Here is a 20,363-nt window from a genome sequence, read left to right on the forward strand (position 1 = left end):
ATCGACAAAACTACAAATTAGCCATTGTTTCAGACATGACTTTAAGTACGTCAACAGTTTCGGGTACATCATGAACTCGTATTATCTGCGCACCTTGCTGAGCTGCAATAAGTGCTCCAGCAAGACTACCCGCAAGGCGTTGATCAATAGCACGCCCTAACAAGTCCCCAATCATGCTTTTTCGTGACAATCCGACCAATAAAGGTAAATGAAATTCATGTAAGGAAGGTAATGTCGCTAATAGGCGGTAATTATGCGCTAAAGTTTTGCCAAAGCCAAAACCTGGATCAAGAATTAGACGCTCACGATCAATACCTGCCGCTTCACAGTAGGCAATACGCAGTTCGAAAAAGGCTTTTACTTCTTCAACTACATCTTGATACTCAGGTTTCTCTTGCATGGTTTGAGGTTCACCTTGCATATGCATTAAACAAATTGGCACATCTAAGGTTGCAGCCATTGCTAAGGCTCCAGCTACTTGCAATGCACGCACATCATTAATCATATTGGCACCTGCATTGACTGCCTGCTCCATTACTTCAGGTTTACTGGTATCTATCGAAATCCATACATCATATTTTTTAGCGGTGTATTCAATAATGGGAATAACACGTGCCAGTTCTTCTTCCACTGAAACGATGTCGGAACCTGGACGAGTTGACTCGCCACCCACATCAATAATTAATGCACCTTGCTCAACCATGTGGTCGACATGTTTGCAGGCTAATTCAACATTAGAATAAGCACCGCCGTCAGAAAAAGAGTCGGGGGTGACATTAACAATCCCCATTACAACTGGAGATGATAAATCGAGGGTTTTCTTAGCATGAGTTAATTGAAACAAATTAGTTTTCCTTGATAAAGGCTAAAAACAAGAAAACCCCTTTCGGGGTTTTCTTTATTCACTAAATTAATTATTTAGCTGGTGATTCATCCGCATCATTCGAATCGGCTTTATTGTCGACTTTAGTGTCGGTTTTAGCGTCATCCACTGGCGTTTCAACTTCAGACTTAGGCGTGGTATTGCCATTGTCTTTATCGTCAGATGATTCATCTTTTTGCCATTCAGCTGGCATACGCACTTCACGTCGATGCATTAAATCATCAATTTGTAACGAATCAATCGTTTCGTACTTCATCAATGCGTCTTTCATCGCATGTAAAATATCCATATTTTCTGTCAACATGGTTTGTGCACGTTGATAGTTTTTATCGATAAACATTTTGATTTCAGAATCAATTAATGATGCAGTATCACCAGACATGGCATTTGATTTACCCATACTGCGTCCTAAGAAAACTTCATTTTCTTCTTCGGCATAGAGTAATGGACCCAGTTTGTCTGAGAAGCCCCATTGCGTAACCATGTTACGAGCAATTGAAGTAGCGTATTTTATGTCTTGTGAAGCACCAGTAGACACTTTTTCACTACCATAGATAAGCTCTTCTGCTAAACGTCCACCGTAAGCAACGGATATCTGTGATTCCAATTTGCGACGGCTTTGACTAACAGCATCAGCTTCAGGTAAGAAGAAAGTAACACCTAATGCACGTCCTCGTGGAATAATTGTCACTTTATGTACTGGATCATGTTCTGGCACTAAGCAACCAACAATAGCATGTCCGGCTTCATGATAAGCCGTCATCTCTTTGTCTTCTTCAGACATCACCATAGAACGGCGCTCAGCACCCATCATGATTTTGTCTTTAGCACGTTCAAACTCTTCCATACCGACTACACGACGATTACCACGAGCAGCAAACAACGCAGCTTCGTTAACAAGGTTTGCTAAGTCTGCACCAGAGAACCCTGGGGTACCGCGGGCAATAACACTTGCTTTAACATCGTCCGATAAAGGCACTTTACGCATGTGTACTTTAAGGATTTGTTCACGACCACGAACATCGGGTAAACCGACCACAACTTGGCGGTCAAATCGACCTGGACGAAGTAGTGCAGAATCGAGTACGTCTGGACGGTTAGTTGCCGCAATGACAATAACGCCTTCATTACCTTCGAAACCATCCATCTCAACCAGTAACTGGTTCAATGTTTGCTCTCGTTCATCGTGACCACCACCAACACCTGCACCACGTTGGCGACCTACGGCATCGATTTCATCGATAAAGATAATACATGGAGCTGATTTTTTGGCTTGTTCAAACATGTCACGAACACGAGAAGCACCAACACCGACAAACATTTCCACAAAATCAGAACCTGAAATGGTAAAGAATGGCACTTTGGATTCACCAGCAATAGCCTTAGCTAGCAAGGTTTTACCTGTACCAGGCTGTCCAACCATTAACACGCCCGTAGGAATACGACCGCCTAATTTTTGAAACTTGGTAGGATCACGTAAATAATCAACCAGTTCTTTCACTTCTTCTTTTGCTTCATCACAGCCAGCAACATCAGCGAATGTGGTTTTAATTTGGTCTTCGCTCATCAATTTGGCTTTACTTTTACCAAATGACATTGCGCCCTTTCCACCGCCGCCTTGCATTTGACGCATGAAGAATATCCACACCCCTATGAGCAATAACATTGGGAACCATGAAATAAATATTTGGGTTAAAAAGCCTGATTCTTCAGCCTCTTGCCCTTTCATGTCGATACCCTTTCTATCTAGATCATTAATTAGATCTTGATCATAAATCGGCATGATAGTGGTGAACTTTTCACCAGTACGCTTTGTCCCTTCAATGGTTCGTTGGTCGCTTTTTATTTCGACCTTGTTAATTTGACCATTTCGAACATTGTCCAAAAAGGCGGAATAATCCATCTTCTGCGTATTCGAAGAAGAGGGGGAATAACCCTGAAACACTGACATCAGCACAACAGCGATGACAACCCAGAGTATTAAATTTTTAGCCATGTCACTCAAATTACTCGACCTCTTAACAGTCCTGCGATTATTAACGTTAGACTACTACAACTTGTAACCAGTCGCCACTAGATAGACTTCTCGAGAGCGCGCTCTAGAGGAGTCTGGTTTACGTGTTTTAACTACTTTAAATGCCTGTTTGACTGTTTTCATGTAGTCGTCAAAGCCCTCCCCCTGAAAGACTTTAACAGCAAAACAGCCATTAGGCGCCAACACTTGGTGACACATATCTAGCGCTAATTCAACTAAATACATAGCCCTCGGTTGATCAACAGCACCCGAACCACTCATGTTCGGAGCCATATCTGATAGTACCACATCCACTTTATCTTGACCTACACGCTCAAGCAATGCTTCGAGTACTTTGTTTTCTCTAAAATCACCTTGAAGGAAATCCACACCAACAATGGGGTCCATTGGTAAGATATCACACGCGATAACTTTGCCTCTATCACCCGTTAATTTGGCAGCCACTTGTGACCAACCACCTGGTGCAGCACCTAAATCAACAACAGTCATCCCCTGTTTAATCAAGTTATCTTTTTGTTGGATCTCTTCTAACTTAAATGCTGCACGTGAACGTAGGCCTCGTTTCTGGGCCAGTTTCACATAGTGATCATCAAAGTGTTCCTGCATCCAACGACTTGAACTTGCCGTTCGTTTTTTTGTTGTCATTTAAATTCCGCAACGATTCAGAGTTACATAAGCTCTATATAAGGGTAGAATACGCGTTTTTCAACAGTAACTCAGCAAAAGTTGGTAAAAATGAACTTAACAACCAAACAAAAACAGCATTTAAAAGGTCTGGCACACAGTCTAAAACCAGTGGTGCTGCTTGGTGGCAATGGACTAACTGAAGGTGTTCTGGCTGAAATTGATAGCGCTCTTACTCATCATGAATTGATTAAAGTGAAAGTAGCCTCTGCTGACAGAGAGCTTAAAAATGCCATCGTTGACGCCATTATTCGTGAAACGCAGTCTGCGAAAGTGCAACTTATCGGTCATGTATTAGTTCTTTTCCGCCATTCGGCAGAAATGAAGATTGCTTTGCCAAAAGCAAAAAAATAACGCGATATTTGAATTCAAAAACAAAAGCCGCTGATTTCAGCGGCTTTTTTATGAAGAATAATTCATACGCACATATCTATGGAGTATCAGGCACGGGTGCCACTATATAGTGTTCAGCTTTTAATCCTAAAAACTCAGGCAAGGTTGCTCCAACCGAAATTGATGACCATGTACCGGTTAAAATACCGATAAACATCGCAATAGAAAACCCTTCAAGCGGCGATCCTCCCATAATCCACAAAGCCACAACCGTTAATAAGGTCGTGCCGGATGTGACCATGGTTCTTGAAAACGTCGATTTAACGGCAAGATTATTAATATCAGTAATATTCCATTGCGGCTTAACAATAAGTTGTTCACGGATTCGATCGGCAATAATAATCGAATCATTTAACGAATAACCTAAAATAGCCAGAATAGCCGCCAACACGGTTAAATTGAATTCCATTTGACTCAGAGCAAAAAAAGCCAATACAAACACTACGTCATGCATTAGCGCAAATAATGCGCCTGAAGCTAAACGCCATTCAAATCGAAAACTCAAATAGACCATGATACACAGCATAGCTATCAATAATGCCAGTCCACCTTGTTCAACTAATTCTTGCCCTACTTGTGGTCCAACGATGCTACTGTTTAATATCTTAATGTCACTATTTAAAGGTGCTAATACAGCTTGCAGTTCTGGGCGTTGATTTTCATCTGGAATATCTGCGTATCTCAATACCCAACGCCCGGCCTCTCCGGCCGAAATAACACTAACCTCTTGTTGATATGCAGCCGTCATTAATGGTTGAATTTCACTTGCTGTAATAACCTTATCTAATTGCACTTCTGTGACAACACCACCGGTGAAATCGAGCCCCCAATTAAAACCTTTTGCGCCAATTACCGTTAATGAAAACAACATCAACACAATGGATATCATGCTTGATGTATAACGCCATTTGGTAAAAGATTGCAGTTGATTTGAGCTGTTATTTAAAGGATTTGAGTTCATTGGATTACACCTTAATTGCGCGACGAGTATCACGCCCATAAACAAGATTAATTAATGCCCGAGAGGCAAAAATACCAGTAAACATACTGGTTAATAAACCTAACCCTAGGGTTAAAGCGAAACCTTGAATGGGACCATTGCCAATTGAAAACAGCACTATAGCAGTAATCATTGTGGTGAAATTAGCATCAAATATAGTTGATATGGCACTATCGAATCCCACATCAATTGCACTGGCAAAACTCCGACCTTCTGCTATTTTTTCTTTAATCCGCTCAAATATAAGTACGTTCGTGTCTACTGCCATACCGACAGTAAGCACTAACCCCGCAATACCAGGTAAGGTTAATACCGCACCAGGAATAAGCGCTAACAATCCAAATAGCATCACCATGTTGGCAATTAACGCCACATTAGCGACCCAGCCTAAACGACGATACCAACACGCCATAAATAATAATGTCACCGCCATACCTAATGCTAATGCCGCAAAACCGTTAACGATGTTTTCAGCACCTAAACTGGGGCCAATGGTTCGCTCTTCAACAATCGTAACAGGCGCAGTCATTGAGCCAGCCCTTAGCAGTAATGCAAGCTGCTGAGCTTCTTGATGGCTTCCTGCACCTGTTATTTCAAAACGATTGCCTAATTGGCTTTGAATGGTTGCTACACTGATTATCTTTGTCGTTTGTATGGCTTTACCTTGATCATCACGGCTGAACTCGCTGTATGCGGTTGCCATAGGCTTGCCTATATTGTCGCGAGAGAAGTCCGACATTAGCTTACCACCCGCAGCATCAAGGCTGATGTTCACTTTTGCCATACCAAAGTCGCCGGTAGCGGCACGAGCATCAATAATGTGATCACCGTTAAGTACCGGGCTTCTGTTAACATAAACAGGTTTATTTTGTTCGTCGTTAAAGACAATAGCATTGACCGAACCTGTCTGAACTACAGGGTAAAATGCTAAACTTGCAGTGGCACCAATGACATTTTTAGCCGTTGCGGGGTCTTGCACACCAGGCAGTTCAATGCGAATACGATTTTCACCTTGACGCTGTACTAATGCTTCGGTAATCCCTAACTCTTCAATCCGGCTACGCATAATTTGTAAATTTTGCTGAACCGTTAAATTCGTTAACTTGATTTGCTCATTTTCAGGTAAACTCACATTCAGTGTTTGTTGGTGCCCACTCACTTGCCACAACGGATATTTCTGAGCAATAAATTGCCTTAATTGCCCACGAACATCGTCATTAACGACATTGATAGCTAATGCCGCACCCTCGCCTGAATCCACTGACACTCTGCTAAAGTGTTGTTCTCTAACAAACTGTCTTATGGCATCGCCAATCATCACGGCTTGATTTTTAAATACGAGGTCAAGATCCACGTCCAGCAGAAACTGCACGCCTCCTCGAAGATCTAATCCTAACTTGATGGGTTTAACACCTAAATCTAATAACCAATTTGGCGCAGCAGGTGATAACGCCAAAGTCACTTGGGCTTGCTGTCCAAACTGTTTAATCAAAGCCTCTTTAGCTTGTGTTTGATCATCTGTATCAGCTAATACCACCAAGACATTGTCTAGTTGCTGATCAATGCGTTTACTGTTTATGCCAGCTTGTTGCAATGTATGGTGGATTTGTTCTGTTGTCAGTGAATGTTGCGATTTAACAGCAAGCTGAACCGCAGGCTCTTCCCCAAACCAAGAAGGTAATGCACTCAAAAACAGGACACTTAGGGTGATAATTAAAAGCCAATATTTCCATTGAGAATAATGATTTAATCTACTATTTTTTGATGATATTTTCATAACGCTTGATCCCACAATATTGAGGCCATTTAAGCCACAATCTAAAATGCATAGTGAGTGATGAACAGTATTGACCTAAATCATCGACCCACAGTAAAACTCATTAGCAAAGCTAATGACATTTATCATTAATGCAGGATTTAGTTAGCAGGTGTGAGCGTGAACGAAAAGTAAATTAGACTCTTTCCAAGCTGAAAGTCTTGAGGGGCCTGACGCGGTTGACAATGTCCAGTCCAATTGGGGACTAAAATTAATTTGATAACCTATGGTTAAGCTCGGTACTGGTGGAGAAACAAATTCATAAGCCAACACATAATTAGGGTTTGTTTCGTCGGGTTGATGCTGAGCTATGCTGATATATCGTGCAGAATAAGTGGGCACATAATGGACATCGTTTGAATTAGGTGGCTCAGAGATAACATTCGTTGATGACAGATCTCTAGCGTAGTCCAATATTGAGCTGCTCACATCAGTAAGAGTGTCGCTAAGTACAGTAGATAAGTCTACATTCGCATTTTCAATTGAAGAAAAGGTAGTATCAGAATAAGTATTGCTTTGCGGTTCACAACGGAGTTCCTTTGACGTTAAGTCCTGATCATATGAACAAGAATGACTATAATATGAATCAAATGGCATAGATGCTAAAACTAGCACACGACTATTGGTAAGGAAGATTGAACACAACCCCACAATAATCAGCATTAGCAATATACGAGCCCATGGAAACGTCATAATGACCTTAAGTTGCAAATCAATTTATTTATCATACAAAGCTATGCACTTATCTTACAAAGCTATTTACTTACTTTTACAGATCAATATAGTTATTTACTAAGTAACATCAGAAACAACACATCAACTTAACACATGCCGAGAATATCCATTGCACCTTTAATCTGCAAATGAATTTTCATCCATGTTCTATGCTTTATACCAATAATTATCCAATATCTGATCTGTTTAAATATTCATTACAGTAAACAAAAAAAGCACTAAATAATGTTATTTAGTGCTTTCAGTTAGACAGTATTGTTTTAGTTTGGGTTGAATTTGTCCATAAGAGGCCTTTTCGTCTTAAACCGAGGCATTAATAACAATTTATCAATATTCCAAATGGCAATAACCGCTCATTTAGAGGTATTTAACCGCGATAATTTCATAGTCAGTTAATCCGCCAGGCGTGGTTATAGAAACCTCATCACCTTCACTTTTACCAATTAATCCACGTGCAATGGGCGAATTAACAGAAATTAAATTATGTTTAATATCGGCTTCATCATCGCCGACAATGCGATAAGTCACTTCAGCATCGGTATCAATATTTAAAATGGTCACAGTGGTGCCAAAAATGACTCGTCCAGTGTTTTCCAGTTTAGTGACATCAATAATTTGAGCGTTAGATAACTTACCTTCAATATCGCGAATACGCGCTTCACAAATTCCCTGATCTTCACGGGCTGCATGGTATTCGGCATTCTCTTTTAAATCGCCCAACTCACGTGCAGAAGCAATTGCTTCTGTAATTTTTGGACGGCGATCGAACTTTAGCATTTCAAGTTCTTTACGTAATTGGTCTGCGCCAACTACAGTCATTGGGACCTTACTCATAATGACTTTGTCTCCTTTAAAAACAAAAGCATCCCGTGCTGACAAAAGTCAACACAGTAAAAATTTAGTTGGAAGTACGCAACCGACTTAGCGTGCGTATCTAGGATGCATCTTTTCGATGATGACAACAGCTTACCTAAGCTTTTACAGACTTGCTAGTCATGCTTCATCAAAATGTCATAAAAAAGGTCGCCAAATGGCGACCTTAATCACGACCACACAGTAAAAATTAACTTTTTATACGTTTGTGTAGCTCTTGTATAGAAGTCACCTTGACACGATCATCTGCAGCATGCGCTAAACAGGTCGCAAAGGCAGCATTCAATGTCGTAGTATAATTGACTTTATAACGCAATGCACCACGACGGATCTGTCGAGAATCGACAATCGCTTGACGACCTTCTGTAGTATTAACAATGTAGGTATATTCGCCATTTTTAATACGATCAACAATGTGTGGACGACCTTCATGTACCTTGTTAACCAAGCGAGGATTAATCCCTGCTTCGCCTAAGATAATCGCGGTTCCATGAGTGGCATCAATTTCATAACCTAGCTCAATTAGCTTAGAAGCTAAATCGGCAACGCGTTTTTTATCACTGTTACGCACAGATAATAACGCACGGCCCGACTTAGGCACTTCAGATGTGGCACCAAGCTGGGCTTTTGCATAGGCTTCAGCAAAAGTATCACCCACGCCCATCACTTCACCAGTTGAGCGCATTTCTGGGCCTAATAGCGGATCAACACCTGGGAACTTATTAAACGGTAATACCACTTCTTTCACAGAGAAATACGGTGGAATCACTTCTTTAGTGAAGTTCTGTGAAATTAAACTTTGGCCAGCCATAACTCGTGCTGCTATTTTAGCTAGCGGCACGCCTGTCGCTTTAGACACAAATGGGACTGTACGTGCGGCACGCGGATTAACTTCAATCATATAGATTTCGTTATCTTTTACTGCAAACTGCACGTTCATCAAACCGACCACGCCTAATTCAAAAGCCAGTTTAGACACTTGATCACGCATTCTCGCCTGAATATCAGCACTCAAGGTGTAAGGTGGTAATGAACATCCTGAGTCACCAGAGTGAACCCCAGCTTGTTCAATGTGTTCCATAATGGCACCAACCACCACAGTCTCACCGTCACACACTGCATCAATATCCACTTCAATCGCATCATCTAAGAAGTGATCAAGTAATACTGGCGATGCATTAGATACTTTGACCGCTTCGTTAAAGTAGCGGAGTAAATCTTGCTTATCGTATACAATTTCCATCGCACGACCGCCCAATACATAAGATGGGCGAACAACCAAGGGATAACCAATTTTTTCAGCTTCAATCACAGCACTTTCTACAGTAGTTACTGTCGCATTTTCAGGCTGTTTCATGTTCAAACGTTGAATCGCTTGTTGGAAACGTTCGCGGTCTTCTGCACGGTCAATTGCATCCGGGCTGGTACCAATAATCGGTACGCCTGCTGCTTCTAATTCTCGTGCTAGTTTAAGGGGAGTTTGACCACCATACTGTACGATTACACCTTTTGGTTTTTCGATACGCACGATTTCGAGTACGTCTTCAAGCGTGACGGGTTCGAAATATAAGCGGTCAGATGTATCGTAGTCGGTTGATACGGTTTCAGGATTACAGTTCACCATAATGGTTTCATAACCGTCTTCGCGTAGTGCTAATGCTGCATGAACACAGCAGTAATCGAACTCAATCCCTTGTCCAATACGGTTAGGACCGCCACCCAGAATCATGATTTTTTCACGGTTCGATGGGTTAGCTTCGCACTCATCTTCATACGTTGAATACATGTAAGCTGTATCAGTTGAGAATTCAGCTGCACAAGTATCGACACGCTTATAAACTGGGTGAATTTCATGACGTTGACGTAATTTACGAATTTCGCTTTCATTCACACCTAACACATCGGCTAAACGCGCATCAGAGAAACCTTTACGCTTTAATTGGCGTAAGTAGTTTTGCTCTAATCCTGACATCCCAAGCTCAGCGACTTTTGCTTCTTGGGTAATCAAATCTTCAATTTGAACCAAGAACCAATGGTCAATATTAGTTAGCGTGAAGATATCATCACGGCTTAAACCTGCACGAAATGCATCTGCGATGTACCAAATACGGTCACAACCCGGTTCTTTTAATTCATGGCGAATACGTTGTATGGCTTCTGGAGATTGTAAATCAACAATCGGATCAAAACCGTTACGACTCACTTCAAGGCCGCGTAACGCTTTTTGCAATGATTCTTGGAAAGTACGGCCAATGGCCATGACTTCACCCACAGACTTCATTTGAGTCGTTAAACGGTCATTTGCACCAGCAAACTTTTCAAAGTTAAAACGTGGTATTTTGGTCACAACATAATCGATAGCAGGTTCGAACGATGCAGGTGTTTTACCGCCTGTAATATCGTTACTAAGCTCATCTAATGTGTAACCAACAGCAAGCTTAGCGGCAATTTTAGCAATAGGGAAACCAGTCGCTTTAGACGCTAGAGCTGATGATCGTGATACTCGTGGGTTCATCTCAATAATAACCATTCGGCCAGTATCAGGACAAATACCAAACTGTACGTTTGAACCACCAGTTTCAACACCGATCTCACGTAAAACCGCTAAAGAAGCATTACGCATTAATTGATATTCTTTGTCAGTTAACGTTTGTGCTGGCGCAACCGTAATTGAGTCACCAGTGTGAACGCCCATTGGGTCAAAGTTTTCGATAGCACATACGATAATACAGTTATCGTTGCGGTCACGAACCACTTCCATTTCATATTCTTTCCAACCAATTAATGATTCATCAATCAATAATTCGTTAGTTGGCGACAAGTCTAAGCCTTGAGAACAAATCTCTTCAAACTCTTCTTTGTTGTAGGCAATACCACCGCCGCTGCCACCCATGGTGAAAGACGGACGAATAATACAGGGGAAGCCCACCATATCTAATACGCCATAAGCTTCATCCATATTATGAGCAATACCCGCTCGCGGGCAGTCTAACCCAATGGATTTCATCGCTTTGTCGAAACGGCTACGGTCTTCAGCTTTATCAATCGCATCAGCTGTCGCACCAATCATTTCAACATTAAATTCTTTTAGCACACCTTTTTCTTCAAGTTGAAGTGCGCAATTTAGTGCAGTTTGCCCACCCATTGTGGGTAGAATTGCATCAGGTCGTTCTTTAGCAATGATGTTACGTACCACTTCCCAATGAATTGGCTCGATATAGGTTGCATCAGCCATTTCAGGGTCGGTCATAATCGTTGCGGGATTAGAGTTGACCAGAATCACGCGATAGCCTTCTTCGCGAAGCGCTTTACAGGCTTGTGCACCTGAATAATCAAACTCACACGCCTGCCCAATAACAATTGGACCGGCACCTAGGATAAGAATACTTTTTATATCTGTACGTTTTGGCATTGCGTCGTCTTCTCCCAGATAACTACTTAGCGTGCTGACGGTATTGTTCAATTAGCTCGATGAAATGATCGAACAGCGGCGCGGCATCGGTTGGCCCAGGACTCGCTTCAGGGTGTCCTTGAAAGCTAAACGCTGGTTTATCCGTTAGGTGAATACCTTGTAATGAACCATCAAATAACGACTTATGCGTAACCTTAATATTTGCAGGCAATGTGGTTTCATCTGCAGCAAAACCGTGGTTTTGACTGGTGATCATCACGTTGCCTTTTTCAATATTGCTCACCGGATGGTTTGCACCATGATGACCAAACTTCATTTTTAAGGTTTTCGCACCAGAGGCTAAAGCAAGTAATTGATGACCTAAACAAATACCAAACACTGGAATGTCTGTTTTTAAAATTTGTTGTATGGCTTCAATTGCATAATCACATGGTTCAGGGTCGCCAGGACCATTTGATAGGAATATTCCATCAGGCTTCATGGCGAGCACATCTGCAGCAGATGTTTGCGCTGGTACTACCGTTACATCACAACCACGATCAACCAACATCCGTAAAATATTACGTTTTACACCGTAATCGTATGCGACAACTTTATACTTGAGTTCCGATTCTGGTGTTTCAGACGGTAAACCACCGACTAATTTCCAGCTACCGTTGCGCCATGTATAAGCTTTATCGGTAGTCACTTCTTTAGCTAAATCCATGCCTTTCAAGCCAGGGAATGCTTTCGCTTCCGCTAGGGCTTTTGCTTCGTCTAGGTCTCCAACCATAATACAACCGGCTTGAGCGCCTTTTTCACGCAAAATTCGAGTTAGTTTGCGAGTATCAATATCTGCAATACCAACCACATTATTTGCTTTTAAATAATCGCTTAATGATTGTTGGTTGCGGAAATTACTCGCCATAAGCGGTAAGTCACGAATAATTAAGCCACATGCATGAACCGAATCCGATTCTGTGTCTTCATCATTAGTACCTGTGTTACCGATGTGAGGATAGGTTAATGTTACTATTTGGCGTGAATATGAAGGATCCGTAAGAATCTCTTGATAACCTGTCATAGAAGTATTAAAAACAACTTCACCAACAGAGATACCGGTAGCACCAATTGCGGTGCCAGAGAATACGGTTCCATCTTCGAGTACGAGTAAGGCAGACTGTGTCAACGCGACCTCCAGAAAAGAGCCAAGCCACTTAAATTATGTGTTTTTTATTTTGTATGAATTGTCTATTTTCGATAAAATCCGAAATTTCGACAAATTCTATCGATTGTATAAGAAATTAGCTTTTACGTCTATATTTTACAGGATTGTTTTCAAAAAAAAACACCAACATTTGGTGTTTTCATTATCTAATTAAATCCTAATACTTGTTGCATGTCATACAGACCAGCATTTTGATCTGAGAGCCAAAAAGCCGCCCTCATCGCCCCATTAGCAAAAGTCATTCGACTCGATGCTTTATGGGTTATTTCCAAGCGTTCGCCTATATCAGCGAACATAGCGGTATGTTCACCGACAATATCTCCGGCACGAACCGTTGCAAAACCAATGGTATTACGATCGCGTTCACCAGTAATGCCTTCTCGCCCATAAACTGCACATTCATCTAAATCACGGCCTAATACTTCAGCAATGATCTCGCCCATTTTTAATGCAGTACCAGACGGAGCATCTTTTTTATGACGGTGATGTGCTTCGATTATTTCGATATCGGTATAATCACCCATGACTTCTGTAGCCAGTGCGAGTAATTTCCACATCACATTCACACCCACAGACATATTCGGAGCTAACACCACGGGTACTTGCTCTGAATAGGCATTAATCTGTTCTTTTTGAGCATGATTAAAACCAGTGGTACCAATAACGATTGCTTTATGGTTTTTTGCACACCAATCAAGGTGAACAATTGAAGATTCTGGTGAGGTAAAATCAATTAACACGTCAAAGTCGTTGACGACTTTATCTAGCGAATCGGTAATGGTAACGTTCATAGCACCAACACCAGCAAGCACACCAGCATCAATACCTATTAGACTTGACCCAGTACGCTCAATCGCGGCGCCAAGTACGATAACGTGTTGCTGTTTAGCAGATTCAATCAGTGTACGGCCCATACGGCCACTGGCACCAACTACAGCAATTCTCACTTTTGCAGTCATTTCATTCTCCCAGCGTTAACTAAAAGTAAATCTAAAAACAGCATATACAAAAACGCCTAAGTTAACTTAGGCGTTTTTAATAAACTAGATAATATCTAACAACTCAACTTCGAACACCAAAGCTGAGTATGGCGGGATGGAAGCACCCGCGCCACGCTCACCGTATGCTAGGTGATGTGGAACATATAATTTAAGTTTGGTTCCAACTGGCATTAACTGTAATGCTTCAGTCCAACCAGCAATAACACCTGATATCGGGAATTCAGCAGGTTCGCCACGAGCAACAGAACTGTCGAATACATCACCATTGATAAAAGTACCATGATAATGAGTACGAACAGTTGAATCGTAAGTTGGTTTCTCACCTTCGCCTTGCACAAGCACTTCGTATTGAAGACCAGACTCAGTAACGGTAACACCATCACGCTTAGCATTTTCAGCTAAGAATGTATCACCTTCGGCTGCAGCAGCTTCTGAAGCAGCTTCTTGAATTTCTTGTAAACGACGACTGATCTCAGTAAATGCAACTTGAAGCTCTTCCATTGATACTGCGCTTTCTTTACCGGCAAATGCATCAGCAAGACCAGCTTGAACAGCAGGAATATCAATACCGTCAAAAGAATTGGCAGCTAATTGCTCGCCCATTTGACGACCTACACCGTAGCTTGCATGCTGTTCCATAGTGCTGAACAAATCTGACATAATAATTTTCTCTCAATAAACATAAAAAATTCGCACCAGAGTTTATCACAATTAATCCTGGTAATGTTGGCAAAAACATTAATTAGCCGGAGCTATTTTACACTCAGTCAAAGACTGTTTCCTTGCCTGTGTATAAAGTGGCATAACTTTATTTTGTGCCGCTTGTAAGTCATCAATTCGGTGACTGTGTGACGGATGTGTAGACAGAAGTTCTGGTCCTTGGGCACCACCAGCTTTGGCCATGTTTTGCCATAAGGTAATACTTTGGCCAGGATTAAAACCTGCTTTTGCCATTAGTTCTAGTCCGACAATATCGGCTTCGGACTCTTGGCTGCGACCAAAGGGTAAAATAATACCCACATTCGCCCCTAAACCTAATGCGGCCATATATAAATCTTTATTGGCTACACCCGACACTCCTATTGCGGCATCGGCAACTTGCATACCCAACCCGGTTAACTGAGCCCGTGAGACCTGCTCATTACCATGTTGCGCTAACACATGAGCCACTTCATGACCCATAACAGTAGCAAGTTGATCTTGATTGACAGCGACCTTTAACAAACCTGTATAAACACCAATATGACCACCGGGCAAGGCAAATGCATTGACTTGATCAGACTCAAATAATACGACATCCCATTGCTGTGACTGATCAGGTAGTACTGCAGTGATACGCTTAGCTATACAGTTTACATATTGTGTTTGCGCTTGGTTTTGGCTTATTTCTTCACTTTGTTTCATGGTTTCAAATGATTGAGCTCCCATCTGTTGCATTTGCACATCTGAAAACAGTAAGGTTTGTCCACGCCCTGTGGGTGATTGATTGTTAACACAACCAACCAATAAAGCAGAAACGAATAAGGTTAGCGCAAGAGGTTTCATCATTCATCCTTTTAACATTCATTTAGCCACTAAGCTAATCCATCATTAACTTATTTTATACTAATCTACCTCAGCAAAACACCATTTGAAATGCGATAAATAAGCAAGTATTAACGTGCTGTTTTTTGCTTTTTGAAATCACTAATACTGCGTTTGTTAGCCGTACGACGATTGGCTTGTTTATCACGCGGAGCACGCTTACTGGTTGCGCTAGTCGGTTTATCCGTGACCGTAAAGCCTACTAATTCGGTCAAAGGTAATGTTTGGCCTATTAAGGTTCTAATGGCATCTAAACTTTGTAACTCAGAGTGTGAAACTAATGATAATGCAACGCCACTTAATCCCGCCCGTGCTGTTCTACCAATTCGATGAACATAGACTGCTGCCTGAGCAGGCAAGTCGACATTAATTACGACAGGTAATGCGTCGATATGAATACCGCGAGCTAATACATCTGTAGCGATTAAAACCGTTAGTTTTCTGCTTTTAAACAACGCTAATGTTTGGCTTCGCAAAGCTTGTTCTTTATCACCATGAAGTGCAGCCGCATTAATACCCGCTTTGAGTAACTTTTTACACAATGTATCGGCATCATCTTTAGCATTAACAAACACCAATACTTGTGACCATTGATGCAAAGTAATTAAATGGATCAATGCTTTTGCCTTACTGCCTTTATTTACATGATATAGGGTTTGAGCAATATCGGTCACAGTACTATTAACAGCATGGGCTTCAATCCGTACACACGATGCAGACAATATTTGTTCGGCTAATGCCGTTAGCGGCTCAGGCAATGTTGCTGAAAACAATAACCGTTGCCCCTTTGGCATTAAAGCAATAAGTGCATTAATATCAGCGATAAATCCCATGTCCAGCAATCGATCGGCTTCATCTAGTACTAGACTTTGAACATGGTCAAATTGAATCACACCTTGTTGCGCTAACGCTAATAAACGCCCCGGCGTTGCAACAACCAGATTAATCGGTTGAGTGAGTCGCTCAATTTGTAATTCAATTGCTTCACCGCCGCACAACACATCAACCCGTAAATTTACCGCTTGTGCTAATGGAGCCAGATTTTGCATAACTTGAACGGCTAACTCTCTGGTGGGCACAATTACCACCGCAGACAAACTAGCAGCAGACAATTGGCTTAACTGTTGTAATAGAGGTAAACCATAAGCATAGGTTTTTCCGCTACCCGTTTGTGCCAGAGCCAACACATCTTGCCCCTCCAGTACGGCTGGAATAGCCAATTGTTGAATACGGCTAGGCTCAATTATCGCGGTAGGTAATGTGCTTAATAATTTTGGATCGAGCGAAAATGCTGAAAATGACATGGATGGCGCCTAATTAGTCATGAATACAAATAAATTCTATATCCCAATAAAAAAGGCTGTTTACCCAAAGTAAACAGCCTTTATTGATGATCACTTTCTATGAATAGTGATTAACTGTTTAAGTCCTGAAAGAACTTTTTTACACCATCAAAAAAACCTTCCGCTTTTGGACTGTGTTTTTTCGATTCACCCGTTAAGGTTGCCTCAAATTCACGCAGTAAATCTTTTTGTTTTTCATTCAGATTCACAGGCGTTTCCATAACCACTTTACACAGTAAATCACCTACTGCATGGCTACGAACTGACTTAACCCCTTTACCGCGTAAACGGAACATACGCCCAGTTTGGGTTTCTGTTGGAATTTTAAGGCTCACTTTACCGTCTAGTGTTGGGACTTCAATTTCGCCACCTAATGCTGCTTTACTGAATGAAATTGGCACTTCACAATAAAGGTTGTTGGCATCGCGAGTAAATATAGCATGCTCACGTACGCTGACCTGAACATATAAATCACCAGGAGGCGCACCAAACTCACCCGCCTCACCTTCGCCAGTAAGACGAATACGATCGCCAGTATCAACACCTGCAGGAATTTTAACCGATAAGGTTTTGCTTTTCTCAACGCGTCCTTCACCATGACATTTGCTGCATGGCTCTTTAATGATCTTACCGCGACCATGACAAGTAGGACAGGCTTGTTGAACAGCAAAGAATCCTTGACGCATTTGCACTTGGCCTTGGCCATGACAAGTGCCACATGTGGTTGCAGATGTGCCTTTTTTAGCACCGCTACCGTCACACAAATCACAAGCGGCTAATGTCGGAATACGCAATTCTTTAGTTAAACCACGAACTGCTTCTTCTAAAGACAATTCAAGATTATAACGTAAGTCACTTCCGCGCGCCGCTTGACGTTGTCCGCCACGACGACCACCGCCGAAAATATCCCCGAAAACATCACCAAAGATATCGCCAAAATCACCTTGGCCACCACCGTGTCCACGATTAGGATCAACGCCAGCATGGCCAAATTGGTCATATGCTGCTTTCTTATCGCTGTCGGTTAAAATTTCGTACGCTTCTTTAATCTCTTTAAAGCTAGCTTCTGCGACTTTGTCACCTGGGTTTCGATCTGGATGAAATTTCATCGCTAAGCGTTTATACGCTTTTTTAATTTCGCGTTCACTGGTGTCACGAGCAACACCGAGAACTTCGTAAAAATCACGCTTTGACATAATATTTTGTTTCTCGAAGATTTAAGTAAGTTGCTAAACTTAATTTATACAAACGGGCGTATGAGGATAACCTCAACGCCCGCTTCAATGATAACTAACTGAAAGTATTAATTACTTTTTGTCTTCTTCAACTTCTTCGAACTCAGCATCAACAACATCATCAGCAGGTTTTTCTTGGTCAGCACCAGAAGCTTGGCCTTCTGCGCCAGCTTGAGCTTTCGCTTGAGCGATTTCCATTAGCTTAGCAGATGCTTCGATAAGAGCTTGAGTTGCTGTATCCATTGCTTCTTTTTCATTGCCTTTAATAGCAGTTTCTAAAGTTGCGATAGCCGCTTCAATTTTCTCTTTGTCTTCGCTAGGTAAGTCATCGCCCGCTTCTTCAACTTGTTTCTTAGTTGAGTGAACTAAGCCGTCAGCTTGGTTACGTGCGTGAACTAACTCTTCAAATTTTACATCTTCATCAGCGTGAGCTTCTGCATCACGAACCATTTGCTCAACTTCTTCATCAGATAAACCTGAGTTAGCTTTAATAGTGATGTTTTGAGCTTTACCGGTTTTCTTGTCTGTTGCTGACACTTTTAAGATACCATCAGCATCAATGTCAAATGCAACTTCAACTTGTGGTTGACCACGTGGAGCTGGTTCAATACCTTCAAGGTTGAATTGACCTAAAGACTTATTGTAGCTTGATTGCTTACGCTCACCTTGTAACACGTGAATGGTTACCGCACTTTGGTTGTCATCAGCAGTAGAGAACGTTTGGCTCGCTTTTGTCGGGATAGTTGTGTTCTTCTCGATAAGCTTAGTCATTACGCCACCCATGGTTTCAATACCAAATGATAACGGCGTAACGTCAAGTAATAGAACGTCTTTCACTTCACCAGACAATACACCAGCTTGAATTGCCGCGCCTACAGCTACAGCTTCATCTGGGTTAACGTCTTTACGTGGCTCTTTACCAAAGAAGTTAGTAACGGCTTCTTGTACTTTAGGCATACGAGTCTGACCACCAACAAGAATCACTTCGTTGATGTCTGAGACTTTTAAGTCAGCATCAGCAAGTGCTACTTTTAACGGTTCTAAAGTACGTTGAATTAAATCTTCAACCAATGACTCTAACTTAGCTCGAGTAATTTTAACCACTAAGTGCTTAGGACCAGAGGTATCAGCAGTGATATAAGGTAAGTTAACTTCAGTGTGGTTAGTGCTTGAAAGCTCGATTTTTGCTTTTTCAGCAGCTTCTTTCAAACGTTGCATAGCTAAAGGATCTTTACGTAGATCTAAGCCTTGGTCTTTTTTGAATTCGTCAGCTAAATAGTTAATTAAACGGTTATCAAAGTCTTCACCACCTAAATGAGTATCACCATTGGTTGCTAATACTTCAAATGTTTGATCGCCGTCGTTACTGTCGATTTCGATAATAGAGATATCGAAAGTACCACCACCTAAGTCGTATACAGCAACAACGTTATCGCCTTGCTTTTTATCAATACCATAAGCTAGTGCTGCAGCTGTTGGCTCGTTGATAATACGCTTAACATCTAAACCAGCGATACGGCCAGCATCTTTAGTTGCTTGACGTTGTGAATCATTAAAGTAAGCAGGAACAGTAATAACGGCTTCTGTTACTTCTTCACCTAAAAAGTCTTCTGCTGTCTTTTTCATCTTTTTCAAGATTTCAGCTGAAACTTGTGGTGGAGCCATTTTGTTGCCACGAGACTCAACCCATGCATCACCATTATCAGCAGCGATAATTTTGAATGGCATGATGTTTACATCGCGCTGAACTTCGTCATCTTTAAAACGACGACCAATTAAACGCTTAATAGCAAAGAAAGTATTTGTTGGGTTGGTTACAGCTTGACGTTTTGCTGGTTGACCAACAATCGTTTCTTCTTCAGTGTAAGCAATGATTGAAGGAGTTGTACGGTCGCCCTCTGCGTTTTCAATTACGCGTGCTTTGCCGCCATCAAGGACAGCCACACAAGAGTTTGTCGTTCCTAAATCGATACCAATAATTTTGCCCATGGGGTCCTCCGAAATTGACGTTAGTCGTCGAAAATATAAAAATACGTTGTTTGATGTAGATATGGGGACGAACAACAAGTTATTCAAGTATTTTGTTTTCTAACTTGAGGTTCAATATTAACCACTCATATCTGCCTTGATACCTATATTGGGACAACAAAATAAATTACAAG

At 41.6% G+C, this 20,363-nt stretch carries 16 protein-coding genes; 1 reads left to right on the forward strand and 15 read right to left on the reverse strand.

Annotated features, from left to right (window positions below; genetic code table 11):
* Positions 1-10 precede the first annotated feature (10 nt).
* The 3 genes from folP to rlmE form a co-directional block, all read right to left on the reverse strand.
* A complete protein-coding gene (gene folP / locus FH971_RS15135; protein WP_137226241.1) occupies positions 11-844 on the reverse strand; it encodes a dihydropteroate synthase in 834 nt (277 codons plus the stop codon).
* Positions 845-914: 70 nt separating this feature from the next.
* The gene (gene ftsH, locus FH971_RS15140; protein WP_137226239.1) at positions 915-2,888 is read right to left on the reverse strand and encodes an ATP-dependent zinc metalloprotease FtsH; all 1,974 of its coding nucleotides are present in this window, start codon (positions 2,886-2,888) and stop codon (positions 915-917) included.
* A 45-nt stretch (positions 2,889-2,933) separates the two neighbouring features.
* A complete protein-coding gene (gene rlmE / locus FH971_RS15145) occupies positions 2,934-3,563 on the reverse strand; it encodes a 23S rRNA (uridine(2552)-2'-O)-methyltransferase RlmE (RefSeq protein ID WP_137226237.1) in 630 nt (209 codons plus the stop codon).
* Positions 3,564-3,653: 90 nt separating this feature from the next.
* Here rlmE and yhbY point away from each other — a divergent pair, with 90 nt between their 5' ends.
* Positions 3,654-3,956: a ribosome assembly RNA-binding protein YhbY gene (gene yhbY / locus FH971_RS15150; protein WP_137226235.1), complete on the forward strand. Its 303-nt coding sequence runs from the start codon at positions 3,654-3,656 to the stop codon at positions 3,954-3,956.
* Between the two features lie 76 nt (positions 3,957-4,032).
* On the opposite strand, the gene secF is transcribed toward yhbY, so the two are convergent.
* The 12 genes from secF to dnaK form a co-directional block, all read right to left on the reverse strand.
* Complete coding sequence (gene secF / locus FH971_RS15155; RefSeq protein ID WP_140234880.1) at positions 4,033-4,956, reverse strand: protein translocase subunit SecF; 924 nt, start codon at positions 4,954-4,956, stop codon at positions 4,033-4,035.
* Between the two features lie 4 nt (positions 4,957-4,960).
* Complete coding sequence (secD, locus tag FH971_RS15160; protein WP_140234881.1) at positions 4,961-6,772, reverse strand: protein translocase subunit SecD; 1,812 nt, start codon at positions 6,770-6,772, stop codon at positions 4,961-4,963.
* 144 nt (positions 6,773-6,916) lie between these two features.
* On the reverse strand, positions 6,917-7,504 hold the full coding sequence (locus FH971_RS15165; RefSeq protein ID WP_140234882.1) for a hypothetical protein: 588 nt from the start codon (positions 7,502-7,504) through the stop codon (positions 6,917-6,919).
* A 399-nt stretch (positions 7,505-7,903) separates the two neighbouring features.
* Positions 7,904-8,380, reverse strand: a complete 477-nt coding sequence (gene greA / locus FH971_RS15170; RefSeq protein ID WP_137226226.1) for a transcription elongation factor GreA — start codon at positions 8,378-8,380, stop codon at positions 7,904-7,906.
* Between the two features lie 229 nt (positions 8,381-8,609).
* A complete protein-coding gene (gene carB, locus FH971_RS15175) occupies positions 8,610-11,831 on the reverse strand; it encodes a carbamoyl-phosphate synthase large subunit (RefSeq protein ID WP_140234883.1) in 3,222 nt (1,073 codons plus the stop codon).
* 22 nt (positions 11,832-11,853) lie between these two features.
* A complete protein-coding gene (gene carA / locus FH971_RS15180) occupies positions 11,854-13,011 on the reverse strand; it encodes a glutamine-hydrolyzing carbamoyl-phosphate synthase small subunit (protein WP_140234884.1) in 1,158 nt (385 codons plus the stop codon).
* Between the two features lie 173 nt (positions 13,012-13,184).
* On the reverse strand, positions 13,185-13,997 hold the full coding sequence (gene dapB / locus FH971_RS15185) for a 4-hydroxy-tetrahydrodipicolinate reductase (RefSeq protein ID WP_140234885.1): 813 nt from the start codon (positions 13,995-13,997) through the stop codon (positions 13,185-13,187).
* Between the two features lie 84 nt (positions 13,998-14,081).
* The gene (locus tag FH971_RS15190) at positions 14,082-14,699 is read right to left on the reverse strand and encodes a BamJ family beta-barrel-assembly machinery protein (RefSeq protein WP_137226220.1); all 618 of its coding nucleotides are present in this window, start codon (positions 14,697-14,699) and stop codon (positions 14,082-14,084) included.
* Positions 14,700-14,777: 78 nt separating this feature from the next.
* Positions 14,778-15,584: a M48 family metallopeptidase gene (locus FH971_RS15195; RefSeq protein WP_140235624.1), complete on the reverse strand. Its 807-nt coding sequence runs from the start codon at positions 15,582-15,584 to the stop codon at positions 14,778-14,780.
* Between the two features lie 110 nt (positions 15,585-15,694).
* A complete protein-coding gene (locus FH971_RS15200; RefSeq protein ID WP_140234886.1) occupies positions 15,695-16,927 on the reverse strand; it encodes a DEAD/DEAH box helicase in 1,233 nt (410 codons plus the stop codon).
* A gap of 110 nt (positions 16,928-17,037) precedes the next feature.
* The gene (gene dnaJ, locus FH971_RS15205; RefSeq protein ID WP_137226216.1) at positions 17,038-18,162 is read right to left on the reverse strand and encodes a molecular chaperone DnaJ; all 1,125 of its coding nucleotides are present in this window, start codon (positions 18,160-18,162) and stop codon (positions 17,038-17,040) included.
* Between the two features lie 111 nt (positions 18,163-18,273).
* The gene (gene dnaK / locus FH971_RS15210; protein WP_137226214.1) at positions 18,274-20,190 is read right to left on the reverse strand and encodes a molecular chaperone DnaK; all 1,917 of its coding nucleotides are present in this window, start codon (positions 20,188-20,190) and stop codon (positions 18,274-18,276) included.
* Between the last annotated feature and the right edge of the window lie 173 nt (positions 20,191-20,363).

This window comes from Shewanella polaris (assembly GCF_006385555.1).
GTDB classification, from domain to species: domain Bacteria; phylum Pseudomonadota; class Gammaproteobacteria; order Enterobacterales; family Shewanellaceae; genus Shewanella; species Shewanella polaris.